Origin of the sequence: Spirillospora sp. NPDC029432, from assembly GCF_040703975.1 — a bacterium.
Classification (GTDB): domain Bacteria; phylum Actinomycetota; class Actinomycetes; order Streptosporangiales; family Streptosporangiaceae; genus Spirillospora.
Map to the genome: position 1 here is coordinate 58,368 of NZ_JBEZWH010000017.1, position 14,206 is coordinate 72,573.

Annotated in this window: 18 protein-coding genes; 7 read left to right on the forward strand and 11 right to left on the reverse strand. The window is 73.1% G+C overall.

Annotation, left to right across the window (positions count from 1 at the left end; all coding sequences use genetic code 11):
• Positions 1-45: 45 nt before the first annotated feature.
• Positions 46-447 (forward strand): hypothetical protein, encoded by a 402-nt coding sequence (locus tag AB0881_RS16350; protein WP_366617718.1) that lies wholly within the window; start codon positions 46-48, stop codon positions 445-447.
• Positions 448-505: 58 nt separating this feature from the next.
• On the opposite strand, the gene AB0881_RS16355 is transcribed toward AB0881_RS16350, so the two are convergent.
• On the reverse strand, positions 506-1,648 hold the full coding sequence (locus tag AB0881_RS16355; protein WP_366617719.1) for a GDSL-type esterase/lipase family protein: 1,143 nt from the start codon (positions 1,646-1,648) through the stop codon (positions 506-508).
• Between the two features lie 110 nt (positions 1,649-1,758).
• Here AB0881_RS16355 and AB0881_RS16360 point away from each other — a divergent pair, with 110 nt between their 5' ends.
• The gene (locus AB0881_RS16360; RefSeq protein ID WP_366617720.1) at positions 1,759-2,229 is read left to right on the forward strand and encodes a MarR family transcriptional regulator; all 471 of its coding nucleotides are present in this window, start codon (positions 1,759-1,761) and stop codon (positions 2,227-2,229) included.
• 37 nt (positions 2,230-2,266) lie between these two features.
• Here the strand turns inward: AB0881_RS16360 and AB0881_RS16365 are convergent, their stop codons facing one another.
• Positions 2,267-2,671 (reverse strand): MerR family transcriptional regulator, encoded by a 405-nt coding sequence (locus AB0881_RS16365; protein WP_366617721.1) that lies wholly within the window; start codon positions 2,669-2,671, stop codon positions 2,267-2,269.
• 63 nt (positions 2,672-2,734) lie between these two features.
• On the opposite strand from AB0881_RS16365, the gene AB0881_RS16370 reads away from it, so the two are divergent.
• The 3 genes from AB0881_RS16370 (at position 2,735) to AB0881_RS16380 (ending at position 4,844) form a co-directional block, all read left to right on the forward strand.
• Positions 2,735-3,058: a putative quinol monooxygenase gene (locus AB0881_RS16370; RefSeq protein ID WP_366617722.1), complete on the forward strand. Its 324-nt coding sequence runs from the start codon at positions 2,735-2,737 to the stop codon at positions 3,056-3,058.
• Positions 3,059-3,085: 27 nt separating this feature from the next.
• On the forward strand, positions 3,086-3,646 hold the full coding sequence (locus AB0881_RS16375; RefSeq protein ID WP_366617723.1) for a hypothetical protein: 561 nt from the start codon (positions 3,086-3,088) through the stop codon (positions 3,644-3,646).
• A 106-nt stretch (positions 3,647-3,752) separates the two neighbouring features.
• The gene (locus AB0881_RS16380) at positions 3,753-4,844 is read left to right on the forward strand and encodes a suppressor of fused domain protein (RefSeq protein ID WP_366617724.1); all 1,092 of its coding nucleotides are present in this window, start codon (positions 3,753-3,755) and stop codon (positions 4,842-4,844) included.
• On the opposite strand, the gene AB0881_RS16385 is transcribed toward AB0881_RS16380, so the two are convergent.
• Entirely contained in the window at positions 4,845-7,187 is a 2,343-nt protein-coding gene (locus AB0881_RS16385) for an MMPL family transporter (protein WP_366617725.1), read from the reverse strand.
• A gap of 71 nt (positions 7,188-7,258) precedes the next feature.
• On the opposite strand from AB0881_RS16385, the gene AB0881_RS16390 reads away from it, so the two are divergent.
• Positions 7,259-7,903, forward strand: coding sequence for a TetR family transcriptional regulator (locus AB0881_RS16390; RefSeq protein WP_366617726.1), 645 nt, complete (start codon positions 7,259-7,261; stop codon positions 7,901-7,903).
• Positions 7,904-7,957: 54 nt separating this feature from the next.
• Here the strand turns inward: AB0881_RS16390 and AB0881_RS16395 are convergent, their stop codons facing one another.
• Positions 7,958-8,698: an alanyl-tRNA editing protein gene (locus tag AB0881_RS16395; RefSeq protein WP_366617727.1), complete on the reverse strand. Its 741-nt coding sequence runs from the start codon at positions 8,696-8,698 to the stop codon at positions 7,958-7,960.
• A gap of 71 nt (positions 8,699-8,769) precedes the next feature.
• Here AB0881_RS16395 and AB0881_RS16400 point away from each other — a divergent pair, with 71 nt between their 5' ends.
• Positions 8,770-9,597 (forward strand): SGNH/GDSL hydrolase family protein, encoded by an 828-nt coding sequence (locus AB0881_RS16400; RefSeq protein ID WP_366617728.1) that lies wholly within the window; start codon positions 8,770-8,772, stop codon positions 9,595-9,597.
• A gap of 3 nt (positions 9,598-9,600) precedes the next feature.
• On the opposite strand, the gene AB0881_RS16405 is transcribed toward AB0881_RS16400, so the two are convergent.
• From AB0881_RS16405 to AB0881_RS16435, 7 genes are all read right to left on the reverse strand, one after another.
• Positions 9,601-9,933 carry a DUF2516 family protein gene (locus tag AB0881_RS16405; protein ID WP_366617729.1) on the reverse strand — a complete coding sequence of 111 codons (333 nt, stop codon included), beginning with the start codon at positions 9,931-9,933 and terminating at the stop codon, positions 9,601-9,603.
• A 125-nt stretch (positions 9,934-10,058) separates the two neighbouring features.
• Entirely contained in the window at positions 10,059-10,514 is a 456-nt protein-coding gene (locus tag AB0881_RS16410) for a hypothetical protein (RefSeq protein WP_366617730.1), read from the reverse strand.
• The gene (locus AB0881_RS16415; RefSeq protein ID WP_366617731.1) at positions 10,511-10,939 is read right to left on the reverse strand and encodes a helix-turn-helix transcriptional regulator; all 429 of its coding nucleotides are present in this window, start codon (positions 10,937-10,939) and stop codon (positions 10,511-10,513) included. Before AB0881_RS16415 ends, AB0881_RS16410 begins: the two co-directional genes overlap by 4 nt.
• Before the next feature lie 154 nt (positions 10,940-11,093).
• On the reverse strand, positions 11,094-12,326 hold the full coding sequence (locus AB0881_RS16420; RefSeq protein WP_366617784.1) for a sigma-70 family RNA polymerase sigma factor: 1,233 nt from the start codon (positions 12,324-12,326) through the stop codon (positions 11,094-11,096).
• On the reverse strand, positions 12,323-12,703 hold the full coding sequence (locus AB0881_RS16425; RefSeq protein ID WP_366617732.1) for a YciI family protein: 381 nt from the start codon (positions 12,701-12,703) through the stop codon (positions 12,323-12,325). The genes AB0881_RS16420 and AB0881_RS16425 overlap by 4 nt, the downstream gene beginning before the upstream one ends.
• Positions 12,704-12,730: 27 nt before the next feature.
• Positions 12,731-13,105: a VOC family protein gene (locus AB0881_RS16430; protein ID WP_366617733.1), complete on the reverse strand. Its 375-nt coding sequence runs from the start codon at positions 13,103-13,105 to the stop codon at positions 12,731-12,733.
• 87 nt (positions 13,106-13,192) lie between these two features.
• Positions 13,193-14,146 (reverse strand): neutral zinc metallopeptidase, encoded by a 954-nt coding sequence (locus tag AB0881_RS16435; protein WP_366617734.1) that lies wholly within the window; start codon positions 14,144-14,146, stop codon positions 13,193-13,195.
• Between the last annotated feature and the right edge of the window lie 60 nt (positions 14,147-14,206).

Sequence of the window (14,206 nt, forward strand, 5' to 3'; positions counted from 1 at the left end):
GGTCAGCGGGGTAGCAGCAGAAAATAGGACAAACGGGGGGCCGGCATGAACGACCGACACAGCACCACGGACGCCGAGACCGACGCCCGGCAGCGCATCGCCCGCGTCGGCACCGGCGCGAGCAGCAGCCGCGGGACGCTCGACGCCACCGAGGGGCCCGGCGTCCGGGAGGCTCAGCACGACACCGACCGGCGCGTACGGCACCTGGGGACGGGCGGGCACGACGACACCGGGGACGTCCCGCCGGACGCCCGTTCCGGCACCGAGGACGCCCGATCCGACTCCCGGCACCGCGTCCGGTACGTCGGGACGGGCTCGGAGCACGACGCCGGGCATCTCGAAACGCGCGAGGGCCCCGGCACGCGCGACGCCGAGAAGGACGTCGAGCAGCGGATCCGCCGGGTCGGCACGGGCGCGGCCGCCGGCGCCGGGGACCCGTCGCGATGACCGGAGCCGCGCGGGGCCGCGGACCATCGCCCGCCGCGGCCCCGCGCGGATCCTCTCCTCAGAGGACGAGATCCCGGAGGTCCACCGACTCCGCCATGGCGCGGGCGCCGGCGTCGTTCAGATGCATGCCGTCGCCGCCGTCGAACTCCGGCCGGATGCGATCGGGATCCGCCGGGTCCCCGACCGCCCGCGCCACGTCGAAGACCGCGTCGAAGGCCCCGCCCGCGCGGATCCACTCGTTCACCCGCCGCCTGGCGGCCAGCCCCTCCGGGGTGCTGATCCCCGGGTAGATCGCCCCGGCGAACGGGCCGATCGTGGCGGCGAGGACCGCCAGCCCCGCCGCCCGCGCGCGCCGGGCCAGCTCCTCGAAGCCCTCGATGAGCCGTTCCGCCGTCGCCGGAGGCCGTCCCACCATCCCGGGCAGCCCCAGATCGTTGATGCCGAAGTGCAGCAGCACGTGCGTGACGCCCGGCACCGCCACCACGTCCCGGTCGAAACGCGCCAGCGCGTGCTCGCCGACCTCGTCGTCCAGGAGCCGGTTCCCGGCGATCCCCTGGTTGACGGCCCAGCCCTTGCCGAGCCGCTCGTTGAGGACGTCCACCGACCGGCGGTCGGCGTCCATCGTCGTCCCCACGCCCTCGAACCAGGAGTCCCCGAACGCGACGGCGACCGCGGTCCCCTCGGGCGCGAGCACGTCCACCCCGGTCACGTAGAACCGGGCGGGCACCCGCTCCGCCCGGGGCAGCGCCACCGCCGAGGCGAGGTTCCCGTCCGCGACGAAGGACGTCGCCATCGGCTGGTGCGAGTACGTCGCCAGGCCGGTCTCGCCCGGCAGGTAGAGGCTCAGCGCCAACTCGGTCCCGGCGGCGACGGCCATGTCCACGGGGTCGCTGACCACCTCCTCGCCCACCGGGACGACCACCTCGTCCGCTCCTGAGAACCGCAGCCCGGCGTCGGTCTCGGCGACGACCTCGTCTCCGGCCTTGCGCATCGCGACCCGCGCGGCCCCGATCCGGAGCGCCTCCCGCCCGTACCGGTTGCTCAGCCGCACCCGCAGCCGTTCCCCGCCGCCCGCCAGCCGCAGCACCTGCCGCACGGTCTGACCCGCGAAGCCGCGCGACTCGCTCAGCTTGATCTCCTCGTACGGGCTGATCACCGCGGTCCGGAACCCGGCCACCCACGAGCCGTTCGAAACGTCCACGACATGCCTCCAGAAAGTTGCTGTGAGGAATATTGATGACGCAAGCATGAGCCCAAGTATTCCTCGTGTCAACTATCCCGGCGGCAATTACTGCCGGTAGGCTTCCCACCATGGACGATCTCTTCGCCGACCACCGCCTCACCGTGGCCGGCCTGCTCTGGGAGGCCGGCAACGGGCTGTCGATCAAGGTGGCGCCGGTCCTGAAGGAGCACGGGATCTCGGCGCTCGACCTCAATGCCCTGATGCGGCTGAGCCGCTCGCCCGGCCGCCGGCTCCGGATGACGGACCTCGCCGCCCAGACCGGCCTCTCCACCAGCGGCGTCACCCGCCTGATGGACCGGCTCGCCCGGTCCGGCCTGGCCGACCGCGAAGCCTCACCCGACGACCGGCGCACCACCTTCGCCGTCCTCACGCCGAGCGGCGCCGAATGCCTGGAGCAGGTGCTGCCCGACTACCTCGCCGTGGTCGAACGCTGGATCACCGGCCTCCTGACCCCCGACCAGCTCGACTCGCTGGTCACCGGCCTGCGCGTCATCCGCGACGCCGCCAACCCCGAGGCCGTCGCCCGGACCCCCGACTGACCGCCCGCGCCGCGAAGGCCCTCGCGCTGTTCCCCTTCTACGTGGAAGGCCGATCTCCACGGTCGCCCGGCGCCGTCCCGGCGCCGGCGGCGGCCAGGGTCCGGGTCGAGGCCCGGTGGATCTCGCCCAGGGCGGTGCGGGCCCGGGTGAGGTCGGCGATGCGGGAGTCCAGGTCCGCCATCTGGGTCTCGATGTGGTCGAGGACGCACGCCTGGAGTTCGGTGCCGTCGCCGGCGAAGCAGGGCATGAGCTCGCGGATGACCCTGGTGGGCAGTCCGGCGGCGAGCAGGGCGCGGATGCGCGCGACGGCCGCCGGCGCCTCGGGGCCGTAGTGGCGGTGGCCGCCCGGGCTGCGCCGGGAGGCGAGCAGGCCCTGCTCCTCGTAGTAGCGGAGCAGGCGAACGGGCACGTCCGTCTCGCGGGACAGCTCCCCGATCTTCACGTGACCCACCCCACAGGAAAGCGCCTTGAACCTCACACCAATGTCACATCCTACGTTGATCGCATGACGACGACATCGGCGGTACCGACGCCCGTTTCCCTCTACGGATTCCTGACCCCCAAGCCCGGCCACGAGGACCGGCTCCGGAAGCTCCTGCTCGACCTGGTGGAGCCGTCCCGGAAGGACAAGGGGAACCTCCAGTACCACCTGCACGAGCAGGAGGACGGGCGGTTCTTCCTCTACGAGGTCTGGCGCACGCGGGACGACCTGGACGAGCACAACGCGACGCCGCTGCTGCGCGCGTTCATGGCGGAGCTGCCCGAGCACGCGGACGGCCCGCCCGAGGGCTACTTCGGCGCGATGGTGAGCCCGTATCCCGCGGGCTGACGGCGGCGCACCGCGTATGTTGCCGGTATGGCCACGGACGGAGTGATCCGCCGGGCGGCGCGGGACCGCCTGGCGGCGGCCGTCGAGGATCTGCGGGCGGCCGGGGACCGGGTCGGCGAGCCCCGCCTCGCCGACCGGCTGGCGCGCGCCTTGGCCGGCGGGGCGGCCGAGCTGGACGCCCTCCCGCGCGAGGACCCGTTCTGGCAGGGCTGGGCGAACGACCTCGCCACCCTGGCCAAGCTCGGCGCGTACGCCCGCCGGCGCCTCGACCGCGACCGGCGCGACCACGCGGCACGGTGGACGCTGATCGCGCTCGACCTCGCGCGGGGCGCCGACGACGCGGGCCTCCCGCTGATCGCTCCGGAACTGGCCGCGGACGTGCGCCGGGTGGCGGACGCCGTGGCCCTGGCCCGCTGGGTGTGGGAGGAGATCGGCATCGACACCTGCCCCGCCCTCCGCCGGGCGCTCGGCCGCGCCGACCGTCCGGCGCTGGAACGGCTGGCGCGGCGGCCGCCCGGGGACCGGGCCGGGGACGCGGCCCGTACCGCGCTGCTGGTGCTGGCCGGCGAGGGCCCTGACGTCCTGTAGGCGTCAAGGGCGGTCCTCCTGGTCGAACGAGGCGCGTTTTCGGAACGCCGGGCGCGGGCCTCCGCTACCATCGCCGGTTTCGTCTACTCGAACGGGGATGTCGCGAATGGCCACCAATGCCGAGCTGGTCCGGGTGTTCGGGGAGCGCGAGGTCGTCAGGCTCGACCGCGAGGACGCCGAGTCCGGCGGGCTGAGCCCCGCCGACGTCGAGGCGCTGTGCGAGGTGGGGCTTCCGGCGGCGGTGGGGTTCTACTTCTCGATGCGCGTGGACGGGCCGGAGACGTTCACCGTCCTCCCGGTCCAGGCGGAGGGCGAGGAGGTGCCGCTGCTGGTGCTGGGCGGGGCGCCCGACGGGGAGCCGATCCGGTTCTGCCTGGACATGCAGCGGGGGTACGTGCTGCTGCTCGCCCTGGCGGAGGGCGAGCAGTCGACCGCCGAGGTCGTCAACCGCACGCTCGAAGACTTCGTGGAGTTCCTCTACCGGATCGAGCTCCGGGAGCAGGAGCTCGCGGGGGCCTCGGACGAGGAGGCGCGCGCGTACACCGCGAGGCTCGCCGCCATGCTGGAGGCGCGCGATCCGGAGGCGTTCGGGGAGGATCGCCTGTGGGGCGGCGTGCTCGGCGCGCTGGCCGAGGCGGGCGCGCCGGTCGTGGGGACGCGCAGGTCGATCCGGCGGGCGCTGGAGGAGCTGCTGCCCGGGGTCGTTCCGCTGGCCTGGGGCACCGGCGCCGAGTTCCTCACCGGGGTGAGGGAGCTGAGCGCGCATCCCGCCGACGGGCACTGGCTCCTGACCACGCACGGCTTCAGCGACCTGGACGGCGAGGCCGACGGCGTCGGGCTGGGCTTCGAGCTGACGCTGCGGGTGCCGCGCGGGGCCGAGGAGCAGCCGCCGGGGTGGTCGCTGAAGCTGCTGATGGAGCTGGGCGAGTACGTCTTCTCCGACAAGCGCTCGTTCGCCGACGGGCACCGGATGGACATCATCAACCCGATCGGCGGCGAGGGGCGGCTCACCGCGCTGGCGTTCGTCGAGGACCCGCGCCTCGGCGCGGTCGAGACCCCGCACGGCCGGCTCACCTTCCTGGCCGCGGTCGGCATCAGCGCCGAGGAGCTGGCGGAGGCGAAGGCGTCCGGTACGCACGGCGTCGTCGCCTCGGTCAGCGACCCGGACGGCCTCCCCGTCACCGACATCTCCCGCTGATCAGCGGGCGGGTTCGAGCTCGCGCTTCGCGGCGTCCTCGGGCGTCCGGACCGCCGGGCGCCCGCGGCCCGGGAACCACCAGTTCGCGTGGCCGAGCAGGCTCATCAGGGCCGGGACGAGCACGAGCCGGACGATCGTCGCGTCCACCGCGACGGCGACCGCCAGGCCCAGCGCCATCATCTTGATCGTCGGGTCCGGCTGCGGGACGAAGCTGGCGAAGACGAAGATCATGATGAGCGCGGCCGAGGTGATGAGGCGGGCGGTGGCGGCGATGCCGGTGACGACGCTCTCGTGCGGGTCGCCGGTGCGCTCGTACTCCTCGCGGATCCGGGAGAGCAGGAAGACCTCGTAGTCCATCGACAGCCCGAAGATCAGGGCGAACATGAACAGCGGCACGAACGACATGATCGGGATGGCCTGGTCCACGCCCAGCAGCTGGATGCCCCAGCCCCACTGGAAGACGGCCGTGACCACGCCGAACGACGCGCCGATCGACAGCAGGTTCATGAGCGCGGCCTTGACCGGGACGAGGATCGACCGGAACGCGATGACGAGCAGGAGCAGCGCGACGCCGACCACGGCGACCACCACGGTGAGCATCCGGTCGCCGACCGTGTCGGCCAGGTCGATGATCGCCGGGTTCTCGCCGCCGAGGTAGATCGTCGTACCGGGATGGGCCGCCTTGACGGCCGGCAGCTCGGCGCCGCGCAGCCGGTGCACCAGGTCGGTCGTCGCCTCGTCGTGCGGGGCGCCCGCCGGGATGACCTGCAGGGTCACGGTCGTCCCGGTGACGACCGGCTCGGCGGCGAACGCGACGCCCGGCACCTCGGCGAGGCGGCGCCTCAGCTCCTGCGCCAGCAGGACGGCGTCCTTGTCCGGCTTCTTGGTGAGGTCGGGGGCGCCCTTGACGGGCGTCGCGCCGTCCCGTTCCGGTTCCGGGGACGGGGACGGGTTCCCGCCGGACGGGCCGGTGAGGCCGGTCAGCCCCGACAGCCCCGACGACGCGTCCTCCTTCTCGTCCTTCTCCTTGGTCTCCCACTTGGGCGCCTTGCGGCGCTCCGCCTCGCCCGGCACCTTCCCGACGACGACGAACGGGCTGTAGTGCCCGGCGCCGAACTCCTTCGCGACGACGTCGTACGCCTGCCGCGACGACATCTGCGGCGAGGCGATGCTGTCGGCCATCACGCCGAAGCGCAGGCTGAGGGTCGGGATCGACAGCGCCAGCAGGACCAGCGTCGCGACGATCGCGTACGGCCAGGCGCGCCGGTCCACGTGCCGGCCCCAGCGCGTCCACCGCTCGGAGGCGCGGTCGGGACGGACCCGCGGCAGCTTGTAGCGGTCGATGTTCGTGCCGAGGGCGCCGAGGACGGCGGGCAGCAGCGTCAGCGCGGCGACCACCATCAGCCCCACGGCGAGCGCGGTCGCGAGCCCGATCCGGCCGATGAACTCGATCCCGGACAGGAACAGCCCGCAGATCGCGAACACGACCGTCCCGCCGGCGAACACGACCGCGTGCCCGGAGTGCGCCATCGCGCGTCCCACGGCGGTCTCCACGTCGTCGCCCGCGGCGAGCTGCTGGCGGTGCCGGGTGACGATGAACAGGGCGTAGTCGATTCCCGCGCCGAGGCCGAGCATCGCGGCGCACATCGGGGCGGTCGGGTGCACCTCGAAGGACGCGGCGGCGAGGTGGATCAGGGAGTACGCGACCGCGAGCCCGCACAGCGACACCAGGATCGGGATGCCGGCGGCCAGGAACGAGCCGAACGCCAGCAGCAGCACGAGCATCGCCAGCATGATCCCGGCGCCCTCCTGCGGGCCGCCCTTGGGCTGGTTGAGGAGCATCGCGGTGATGCCGCCGAACTTCACGTCCAGGCCGGCCATCCGGGCGGGCTCCACCGCCTCGTCGAGCGCGTCCAGGTCGGCCTGGCCGACATCGCTCATGTCGCCGGTGAAGTTGAGCCTGATCGCGACCGCGTCGTGCGACTTCATCCCGCCCATGCCCTGGGCGTACGGGTTCTCGGTGAACGCGACGCGGTCGAGCTCGGAGATGTTGCGGATCGACTCGCCGACCGTGAGCGCGATGCGCCAGTCGCCCGGACTCGCCCGCGGGGTGGAGTGGAACACCACGGTCGCGGTGGGCCCGGACATGGCGGGGAAGTCCTCGCGCAGCGTGTCGATGGCGCGCTGGGTCTCGGTGCCCGGCAGCGTGCTCTGCTGGACGAAGATGCCGCCGCGGGCGAGCCCGAGAACGCCCGTGGCCAGGATCAGGACGGCCCACGCCGCGAAGACCGCGCGGCGCCGCCGCACGCAGAGCCGGCCCAGCCGGTCCAGAAATCGCGCCATGCTTCCAGCGCAGCACGTTCCGTAGATTTCTGCAATAGATGCAAAAATGCAGTCGTGGTAAAATGCGTGACATGCATCACGCCGAGGAGCCCGGGCTGCGCGAACGCAAGAAGCGCCGCACCCGCTCGGCGCTGGCGACGGCCGCCCTCCGGCTGTTCGCCGAGCGCGGCTACGAGGAGACGACGATCGCCGACATCGCGGCGGCGGCCGACGTGTCGCCCCGCACGTTCTTCAGCTACTTCCCCAGCAAGGAGGACGTCGTCTTCGCCGAGGTCGACGACCGGCTCGACGAGGTCGCCGAGCGGCTCGCCCGCCGCGTGCCCGGCGAGACCCCGCTGGAGACCGTCCGGCAGAGCGTCGTCGACGTCCTGGAGACGCTGGTCGCCGAGCACGGCGCGTACGGCACCGTCCAGGTCCGGCTGATCCTGGAGCGCCCCGGGCTCCGGGCGCGGGCCATGCAGCGGCTCACCGAGATCCAGGACGAGATCAGGGCGCGGCTGCACGAGCTGTGCCCCGACATCGGGGAGATCGAGGCGGTCGCGGCCGCCGGCATCGCGGTCGGCGGCATGCAGGCGGTCATCGTCCACTGCCGCGAGCAGGGCTACGACCCGCTGTCCACCCGCACGGCCCTCGACCGCGCGCTGGCGATCGTCGAGAACGGCCTCGGCTCGATCGCCGCCCTGACCGCCCCCGCGCCGCCCGCCGGGGGCCGCTGACCCCGGGTGCCGGTCCGCGGAGGCGCCCGCGGCCCGGCACCCGGCCCGCCCGCCTCAGTCGGAGATCTTGATGCGCAGCCGCCGGAACCCGCGGCCCTTGTTCTCCACCTTCGCCACCGTGATCCGCCCGACCTGCCGGGTCGAGGCGACATGCGTACCGCCGTCGGCCTGCGTGTCCAGCCCGACGATGTCCACGATCCGCACGTCCTCGACCTCGGGCGGGACCAGGTTCGTCGCCGTGCGGATGATGTCGGGGATCTCGAACGCCTCCGCGCGCGGCAGCGTCCGCACGTCGATCCGCCGGTCCGCCTCGATCTCCGCGTTGCAGGCGTCCTCGACGGCCTGCTTGAACCCGGGCGGCACCTCGCGCAGATCGAAGTCCATCCGCGCCGTGAACTCGTCCATGTTCCCGCCCGTGACCAGGCATCCGTAGTCGCGGAACACGACGCCGCACAGCAGGTGCAGGCCCGAATGGGTCCGCATCAGCGCCGTGCGGCGGCCGTCCTCCACAGCGCCGCGCACGCTCGTCCCCACCGGGGGCACCGGGTCGCCCTCCGCCGGGATCAGCTCAAGATCGTCCGTTTTGCGTACTCCGACGACACGCGTCTGCACTCCCTGCCACAGAAGAACGCCGTGATCCGGCGGCTGGCCGCCGCCGCCGGGATAAAATGCGGACCTGTCGAGGACGATGCCCTCGGGCCCCGCGTCCAGGACGACCGCGTCCCATTCGCGGAGCGACTGGTCATCGAGCTCCAGCCGGCCGGTCCGCCCGTGTTGGTGGGTGCCGCTGCTCATCCTCGACACGATATGGGTCGCGCGGGGGGCGCGCCGCCCGTTCCGGACTCGCTTCTTGGAGGGCGTACGGCGTGCCCCGACTGCTCTGGGCCGCGTTGGCGGTGGTGCTGGTGGTGTGCGTCGGCGTGGGCGCCGCCCTCCAGCTCGACAGGATCGGCAAAGGGACGCCCGGGGCCGCGGCCCCCACCGTCGAGCCGGAGAAGCGGGCGCCGGTCGTCTTCGCGCTCGGCGACAGCTACACGGTCGGCATCCGCGGGATCAAGCCGGAGGGCGCGTACGCCGCCGAGACCGCCCGCACCCTCGGCTGGCAGATCGTCGTCGCCGGGCAGGCCCGGACCGGGTTCGCCAACGACGGCGGCACCGGCGAGACGTTCTCCTCGCTGTTCGGGCAGCAGCTCGCCTGGCGGCCCGCGCCCGACATGATGCTGGTCTCCGGCGGCCACAACGACGTCCGGATGCGGCCCGAGGCGATCACGCAGCGGGCCCGCGCGCTGCTGGAGGGCGTCCGGAAACGCTGGCCGCGCACCCAGCTCGTCCTGATGGGCCCGATGTGGGGCGGCGACCCCGGCCCGAAGGCCCTCATGGTCCGGGACGCGCTGCGCGACGTGGCCGCGATCCTGCGGATCCCGTTCATCGACCCGCTCTCCGGAAAGTGGATCACCGGTGACGTCCGGCGCGGCACCGGCAACGCCGCCCGGCTGATCCGCCGTGACGGCACCCACCCCAACCAGGCCGGGAACCGGCACATCGCCCGCCGGCTGGCCGACGACCTGCGGGCCCTCAAGCTCGCCGAGCCCGTGCTCGGCAAGACCAACGTCGGCTACAACCAGCCCGACCCGTCGGTGGAGGCGCTGCCGACCGACTCGTCCACGCGGCGCGCCGCCCGCGAGCGCCCCTGAGCCTTACCAGGGACCGTACGGCCCGGAGCCGCCCTGCCCGCCCTGGCCGCCCTTCTTCTTGTACGGACGCACCGCCGGCTTCACGTCGGCGAGGTAGATCGCGGCCACGATGAACGCGGCGATCGGCAGGAACGACAGCAGCGGCAGGAACCCGACCGCGCCACCGAGGCCCACCACGTTGGCGACCACCAGCAGGATCAGCCACAGCTTCTTGGTCTGCTTGTCGGTCGCCGGGAAGGCGCCCTCCGGGACGCCGAGGATGTCGATGAGGGCGATGACCTCGAAGACGAACGCGACGATCGCCAGGAACCAGAAGAAGTAGGAGAGGGCCTCCATCGGTAGTGCTCACCACTCTCGTCGCCGTGACAGTGCTTCCCCACCCTAATCAACGAAGGAGCCCGGCCGGTCTATCCCGGCCGGGCTCCTTTTCCGCGATCGGCGCTCCGCCGCGGCGGGGCGGCTCAGCTGCCGCTCTTCTTCGCGGCGGGCTTCGCCTGGCCCTGGGCGGGCCTGCTCCGCGGCGCGGCCTTCTTCGGCGCCGGGCCCTCGGTGATCTCGGCGATCTCCTCGGCCTCGCGGTGCACGACCTTCTTGCCGCGCTCGGCCAGCTCGTCGATGAACTCGACGGTCCGGGTGCCGAAGTGCGTCATGTACGCCACCGCGGCGCCGGGCAGGTCCTTGACCTCGATCCGGCCGACGTTCTCGCGGACCTCGCCGCGGTACCGGTCGACGGTCTCGCGGACCTGCTCGCGGTACTTGTCCAGGTTCCCGCGGAAGTCCTCCTGGTACTTGCCCGCGTTCTCGCGCGCCTTGCCGACCTGCTCGGGGACCTCGCGGAGCTTCTCCACCGCGAGGTCGCCGGCGCCGGCGACCGTGTAGACGGCCTTGTTCTCGCGGAGGGTGTTCGCCAACGTCATCCGACCTCTTCCCTTCGTTCTCCCGGCTCCGGGGCTCGGTCCTCCGGAACCTCCTCCGTGGCGCTCTCGGCGTTCACGCCGTTGGCCTCGTTCTCCTTCAGGAACGACGTGTAGATGTCGAGCAGCACCTGCTTCTGCCGTTCCGTGAGGATCAGGTCGGCCCGGATCGCGGCCTGCGCGTCGGTGTCGGCCTCGCGCTCCTCCAGGATCCCGGCCTGCACGTACAGCGCCTCGGCGGAGATCCGCAGCCCCTTGGCGATCTGCTGCAGGATCTCGGCGCTCGGCTTGCGCAGCCCGCGCTCGATCTGGCTCAGGTACGGGTTGGAGATCCCCGAGACATCGGCGAGCTGGCGCAGCGAGATCTTCGCCCGCGTGCGCTGCTCCCGGATGTACTCCCCGATCGAGCCGACCTTCGAACTTGCCATATCCCCACCCTGCGTCATGGTGCTTGCAATTGCAAGCACCCCAGCTAGCACCCGTCCGTGAGTGTCCTCACACCCATTTTCACAATGGAACGCACTAACCCGGCATCCACCCCCACTCCCGCCCCGCCAGGTCAGGGACGGGGCGGTCGCCGTGTCACGGGAGGTGCTCGGGAACGTCCGGTTCGAGTAGGCGGGCGGCACGGTCGCGGAGGTACGCCTGTTCGGGGAGGCTCGTGGTGAGGCGGGCGGCCTCGCGGTACTCGGACCGGGCCCGGCGGAGGTCGCCGGACATCTCCAGGAGGTGGGCGCGTACGGCGTGCGGGCGGTGGTGGCCGGAGAGGCGGGCGGCCAGGGGTTCCAGGAGGGCGAGGCCGGCCTGGGGGCCGGTGGCCATGGCGACCGCGACGGCGTGGTTGAGGGTGACCATCGGGTTCGGGGCCAGGTCCGCCAGGAGTTCGTAGAGGGCGACGATCTGGGGCCAGTCGGTGTCCTCGTGGCGTGGGGCCTCGGCATGGACGGCGGCGATGGCGGCCTGGAGCTGGTACGGGCCGAGCCGGGCGCGGGTGAGCGCTCCGGTGATCAGGGCGGTGCCCTCGGCGATGGCGGCGCGGTTCCAGCGGGTGCGGTCCTGCTCGGCCAGGGGGACGAGGGCGCCGTTCGGGGTCGTGCGCGCGGGGCGGCGGGCGTCGGTGAGGAGCATGAGGGCCAGGAGGCCGGCCACCTCGCCGTCGCCGGGGCGCAGCGCGTGCACGGCCCGGGTGAGGCGGATCGCCTCGGCGGTGAGGTCGGGGCGGTGCAGGGCCGGGCCCGAGGTGGCGGTGTAGCCCTCGTTGAAGATCAGGTAGAGGACCTGGAGGACGGAGTCCAGGCGGTCCGGGCCGGGCGGGGCGTCGAAGCGGCCGCCCGCCGCCTTGATCCGCGCCTTGGCCCGGGAGACGCGCTGCGCCATGGTGGGCTCGGGGACGAGGAACGCCTGCGCGATCTCCGCCGTGGTGAGGCCGCCGACGGCGCGCAGGGTGAGGGCGACCTGGGACGGCGGGGTGAGGCTCGGGTGGCAGCAGAGCAGCAGGAGGGTCAGGGTGTCGTCGCGCGCGGGCTCGGCGTCGGCGGCGGGGGCGAGGAGCTCGTCCGGCGGGGTCCGCGCCGCGAGGTCGCGCTCGCGGGCGCGGCTCGCGCTCTCGCTGCGCAGCCGGTCGATCATCTTGCGGGACGCGACCCTGATCAGCCAGGCGCGGGGGTCGGCGGGCACGCCGTCGTCCGGCCACCGGGTCGCGGCGGCCAGCAGGGCCTCCTGGACGGCGTCCTCGGCGGTCTCGAAGTCGCCGTGGTGGCGGACGACGGCGGCCAGCACCCGCGGTGCGAGCCCGCGCAGCAGGGTCTCGATCAGTCCTCCATGATCGGGCGGATCTCCACGGCGCCGAACCGGGCGTCGGGGAAGCGCGCGGCGATCTCGGCGGCCCGCTCGGGGCCGGCGACGTCGATCACGAAGTAGTCGGCCAGCTGCTCCTTGGCCTCCAGGAACGGCCCGTCCGTGGGCACCGGGACGCCGTCGCGGCCCCGTACGGTGCGGGTCGCCGAGGGCGGGCCGAGGGGCGTGCCGCTGATCAGCTCCCCGGACTCGGTGATCTCCCTGTGCAGTTCCCCGGCCCGGGCGGCCAGCGCCTCCCGTTCCGCCTCGGGGAGGGCCAGGAACCTCGGGTCGCGCAGGTAGATCGGGTGTTCCCAGTTCTCGGCGTTGCTGTAGATCATGAGCAGGTACTTCATCGGGACTCCCTCCCGCTCAGGGTACGGTCACGCCGGGCCCGCGACGCCGATCAGGTGCCCTTCGGGGTCGGTGAACCAGCCGACCGCGAAGTCGCCGTCCGGCGCCAGGGCGGGGCCCATGCGGCGCGTGCCGCCCAGCTTCTCGGCCTGCCGGAGTGCCTCCTCCACGCTGGGCACGTCGACGTAGAACAGGACGCGGTGCTCGTGCCCCGCGCCGCCGCCGACACCGCCGTTGATGCCCGCCTCGTCCGCGCCGACGAAGCCGTACTCGCCCGGCGCCGAGACCTCCTCGGTGACCGCGTCCCCCACGCCGAAGCCCCAGCCGAACAGCTCGCCGTAGAAGCCGCGGAGCCGCGCGGTGTCGGTGCCGATGATCTCGAAGTGCACCACTGGACGTCCCATGCCGTTCCTCCTCGTCCTCGTCAGGGTCCTTCCGAACACAGAGGACGGAGCGGGGCGCCGGGATTCGACATCGGCCGGCCTCTTCGTTCAGTCGACCTCGGAGGCGGGGACGGTCCAGGTGTCGCAGGTGGCGAGGTCGCCGCTCTCGTAGCCCTTGACGACCCAGCCCGCGTAGTTCTCCGAGGAGCCGTGGTCGCGCTGGTCGGCGGGCTGGTGGTCGTCGCCGCGGCCGCGGACGTCGGCGAGCAGGGCCGCGTACTGGCGGCGGGTCATCGGGAGGGTGCCGCGCTCGGCGCCGAGGAACGCGCCCGCGAGGCACTGGGCCTGGAGTTCGATGCGGCGGCTGGCCTCGCTGCGGGCGAGGGCGTCGGCGCGTTCCATCTGCTGCTGGCCGTACATCAGGATGCCCGCGCGGTCCTGGACGTGGTGGCCGTACTCGTGCGCGATGACGCGGGCGAAGACGGCGAAGTTGGACAGCGGTTCGCCGCCGGAGGTCTCCACGATGTGCTGGAGGCCGACGTACATCGTGTTGTTGGCCGGGCAGTAGAAGGCGGAGGAGCCCGGACTCGGGTACGTGCCGCACGGGCTGCGGCCCGCGCCCTCCCAGAAGACGCGGCTCGGCGGGGTGAACGGCATCCGCGCCTTGCCGAACTGGCCCTGCCATGACCGGTCCAGGCAGTCGCTCAGGACGTTCATGAAGCGGTTCATGGACTCGGCGCCCGGCTGGATGGCGGGCAGGCCGCAGCCGACGGAGGTGAGGGCGCCGGTCGCGTACAGGCGGTTCTGGGTGGCGGTCTCGCGGTCCACCGGCGCGCCGGGGCGGAGGCCGGAACCGGTCCCGCCGGGGTCGCCGAACGCGGCGAAGCCGAGGATCACGACGACGACCAGCCCGGCGAGGCCGCCGAGGATCGCGGCGGCCACACCGCCGAGGGCGGGGCGGCGCGGTGGCGGGCGGCGGCGCGGTTCGTACCGGTAGACGTGTTCGTGCAGGTCGCGGTGGCGTGGCCGTGCGGGCGCCGGTGGGGGGAGGTGACCTGCCATAGCGAAAAATCATTGCACAGGTGGCAAACGACACGAACCGACCGCGCAGGTCAGCGGGGC

Bases quoted from the DNA above. Each gene is read 5' to 3' on its own strand.
- AB0881_RS16370 (WP_366617722.1), top strand. From the start codon at position 2,735: ATGACGACGACATCGGCGGTACCGACGCCCGTTTCCCTCTACGGATTC.
- AB0881_RS16390 (WP_366617726.1), top strand. From the start codon at position 7,259: ATGCATCACGCCGAGGAGCCCGGGCTGCGCGAACGCAAGAAGCGCCGC.
- AB0881_RS16425 (WP_366617732.1), bottom strand. From the start codon at position 12,703: ATGAAGTACCTGCTCATGATCTACAGCAACGCCGAGAACTGGGAACAC.
- AB0881_RS16380 (WP_366617724.1), top strand. From the start codon at position 3,753: ATGGCCACCAATGCCGAGCTGGTCCGGGTGTTCGGGGAGCGCGAGGTC.
- AB0881_RS16395 (WP_366617727.1), bottom strand. From the start codon at position 8,698: ATGAGCAGCGGCACCCACCAACACGGGCGGACCGGCCGGCTGGAGCTC.
- AB0881_RS16385 (WP_366617725.1), bottom strand. From the start codon at position 7,187: ATGGCGCGATTTCTGGACCGGCTGGGCCGGCTCTGCGTGCGGCGGCGC.
- AB0881_RS16415 (WP_366617731.1), bottom strand. From the start codon at position 10,939: ATGGCAAGTTCGAAGGTCGGCTCGATCGGGGAGTACATCCGGGAGCAG.
- AB0881_RS16350 (WP_366617718.1), top strand. From the start codon at position 46: ATGAACGACCGACACAGCACCACGGACGCCGAGACCGACGCCCGGCAG.
- AB0881_RS16360 (WP_366617720.1), top strand. From the start codon at position 1,759: ATGGACGATCTCTTCGCCGACCACCGCCTCACCGTGGCCGGCCTGCTC.
- AB0881_RS16405 (WP_366617729.1), bottom strand. From the start codon at position 9,933: ATGGAGGCCCTCTCCTACTTCTTCTGGTTCCTGGCGATCGTCGCGTTC.
- AB0881_RS16435 (WP_366617734.1), bottom strand. From the start codon at position 14,146: ATGGCAGGTCACCTCCCCCCACCGGCGCCCGCACGGCCACGCCACCGC.
- AB0881_RS16410 (WP_366617730.1), bottom strand. From the start codon at position 10,514: ATGACGTTGGCGAACACCCTCCGCGAGAACAAGGCCGTCTACACGGTC.
- AB0881_RS16375 (WP_366617723.1), top strand. From the start codon at position 3,086: ATGGCCACGGACGGAGTGATCCGCCGGGCGGCGCGGGACCGCCTGGCG.
- AB0881_RS16430 (WP_366617733.1), bottom strand. From the start codon at position 13,105: ATGGGACGTCCAGTGGTGCACTTCGAGATCATCGGCACCGACACCGCG.